Raw genomic sequence first — 2,797 nt, forward strand, 5'->3', positions numbered from 1 at the left:
GCCGATCGCACAGGGACTGCTGGGTGAATTCGGCGGCACGGGTGCCGAGGTTGGTCGGGGCCTGACGCTGCGCATGGATAGTAATAATGCAAGTACCAGCTTCTCCTCGGCCCGCCCTGCCACGGAAGTGGTCCGGCCGCCGGAGGGTCTGGTGCCGCGAAGTGTCCCCGACGGCCTGACCCACGCATTGATCGACCTGAGCTCGTGTCTTTCCTTGGACCCGTCGGCCGGCCGGGAACACCGAACGGCGAGGTTTCACCTCGCCGCTGCATGTGACCCAAGAAGGGCCTGACGCGCTGTCGCCTTACTGTCCTGTCCAGGTATCCGGTCCCGGTGAAATCGCCTTGATCCACTGTCAAGAACCGGAGAAGTGTCATGAAGGAAGAAACCGCTGGTCGCCCGGGCGTCATAGGCGGAGTCGATACCCACAAGGATCTGCACATGGCAGCCGTGGTTGACGAACATGACCGCGTGCTGGGCAGCGGGTGCTTCGCGACCACCCGGCATGGCTACAAGCAGATGCTGATCTGGATGCGTTCATTCGGTGAACTGCTCCGCGTCGGTGTGGAGTGTACCGGAACGTATGGCGCAGGGCTGCTGCGCTACCTGCAGCAAGCTGAAGTCAGGGTGCTCGAAGTGACCGCGCCAGACCGGAGCGACCGGCGCAAACGCGGCAAGGACGATACGCTGGATGCTGAAAATGCCGCCCATGCTGCCTTCGCAGGCGTCCGCACGGTCACACCCAGGACCCGTGATGGCATGATCGAGTCACTACGCGTGCTGAAGGTTTGTCGCAAGACAGCGGTTGCAGCTCGCCGAGTTGCCCTGCAAGTGATTCACAACACGATCATCAGCGCACCTGACGAACTGCGCGAAGCGCTACGCACCATGACCCGCATGCAGCTCGTGCGCACGCTGGCCGCCTGGCGTCCGGATCTGACCGATTACCGCAATCTAGTACAACATCCCTTAAATAGCTCGATTAAATAATTGTCTTGGCTATCATTTCGAGATGAGCCAAGGTCGTCATGCAACGCCAGTGAAGTTGGCGAAGAAAGAACGAGAAGAACTGCTGTCGCTGATCGAGCGGAAGACCGCGACTCAGCGAGATGTGATGCGGGCACTCATCGCGCTGTGGGCGCACGCAGGACATCCGAATACGGTGATTGCTCGAGAACTGCGCGTATCGGTGCAGACGGTCTGCGCGTGGCGCAAGCGCATCGCACAGCACGGTGCGCAGGGCCTGCGCGAGGGCGAGCGTAGCGGTCGTCCGCCACGCATCACGCAAGAAACGCGACTGCAGTTGATTGCGTTGGCATGTGAAGCACACGAACCCGAGGGACGGGTGACGCCGACACTGGACGAGATAGTGGCGCGCGCGATCGAGCGTGGCATTGTCGAACAGATCAGCCGCAGCCATGTGCAGCGCATTCTGCAGGCTGGCGACGTTCGACCGCACCGTGTCCAGCAATGGCTACACAGTCCCGACCCGGCCTTTCGCAAGAAGGTCAATGTGATTTGCAAGCTGTACCGCAAGGCGCCCAAAAATGCGGTGGTGCTCAGCATCGACGAGAAGACGGGCATTCAAGCCATCGAGCGCAAGCACCCGGGGCGCGCGCCGGCACCGGGACGACTGCGTCGTCGGGAGTTTGAATATATCCGGCATGGCACTCAGGCGCTGATTGCCGCGCTCGATGTGCATACCGGTCAGGTACTGGCAGACTGCCGCGAGCGGCGCACCCAGGACGACCTGGTCGCCTTCATGGAGCGCGTGGCGGCCGCGCACCCGGGCAAACAGGTGCACGTGATTTGGGACAACCTCAATACGCATCGCGCTCAGGCCGTCTGGCAGGCGTTCAACGAGCGCCATGATGAGCGGTTTCACTTCCACTTCACCCCGCTGCACGCGAGCTGGGTCAATCAGATCGAACTGTGGTTCGCCCGCTATACGCGTCGGGTGCTACGCCATGCCAGTCATACCAGCACCGCGCACCTGCGCGAGCGCACCGAGCAGTTTACGCACGAGCATAATCAGGCAGCACGCCCCTTCAAATGGACTTTCCGGGGCTATCCGTTGCAAACGGGCACATCGTAATCGAGAGACAGACATGTCAGCCATACCCACCAAACATTACGCGAGTGAGCTTCAGCGCCAACTGCGCAGCTTGCTCGGCCATGAGCAGATCGTCACACAAACCTACGGGCGGCACCTGCTGATCAAACGTCTCGATGATGAGGAACCGACGGTTGTGGCGCGCCTTACCGAGCTCGCCCGCAATCGTTATAGTGCCGCCTTTCGCAGCCACACCGGCCGATGGGAACCGCTGCCGGGAACAGGCTCACTCGACGAGATGGCCGAGGTCGTCGTCACGCTCCTACAGCCTTATTTGCAGCCCGATAATTATTAAAGCAACTTACGGGATGTCGTACTAGTCTCGGCGTACCGGATCACATTGAAATCCCTCGGGCGTCGCTATCTGGAACTGCACGACGAAATTGCCGACCTTGACGTGATGATCGCGGCCCTGGTCAACGAACTCGCGCCGGACCTGGTCTCGCGCAATTCCATTGGATACGAATCGGCAGCGCAGCTGCTGCTGACGGCGGGAGACAACAGCGAGCGACTACAGTCGGAGGCGGGATTTGCCGCCCTGTGCGGAGTCAGTCCCGTGCCGGCATCGTCGGGAAAGGTCACCCGGCATCGCCTGAATCGCGGCGGGGATCGTGCGGCCAACAGCGCGCTGCACATCATCGCCATCGGCCGGCTGCGAACCGACTCGCGCACAAAGGCGTATGT

Annotated in this window: 3 protein-coding genes and 2 pseudogenes; all 5 read left to right on the forward strand. The window is 61.4% G+C overall.

Features of this window, described 5'->3' with window-relative positions:
• Nucleotides 1-292, forward strand: a 292-nt coding sequence (locus AWB81_RS47970; protein ID WP_235026215.1) for a hypothetical protein, incomplete at its 5' end; no start/stop codon positions are given.
• Nucleotides 293-375: 83 nt separating this feature from the next.
• A pseudogene (locus tag AWB81_RS41720) lies at nt 376-957 on the forward strand (IS110 family transposase); the annotation flags it as partial.
• Nucleotides 958-1,012: 55 nt separating this feature from the next.
• On the forward strand, nt 1,013-2,095 hold the full coding sequence (locus tag AWB81_RS41725; RefSeq protein ID WP_062644347.1) for an IS630 family transposase: 1,083 nt from the start codon (nt 1,013-1,015) through the stop codon (nt 2,093-2,095).
• Nucleotides 2,096-2,108: 13 nt separating this feature from the next.
• Entirely contained in the window at nt 2,109-2,408 is a 300-nt protein-coding gene (locus tag AWB81_RS41730; protein ID WP_062644349.1) for a hypothetical protein, read from the forward strand.
• A pseudogene (locus AWB81_RS41735) lies at nt 2,409-2,797 on the forward strand (transposase); the annotation flags it as partial.

Source organism: Caballeronia arationis, assembly GCF_001544975.2.
GTDB lineage: Bacteria > Pseudomonadota > Gammaproteobacteria > Burkholderiales > Burkholderiaceae > Caballeronia > Caballeronia arationis.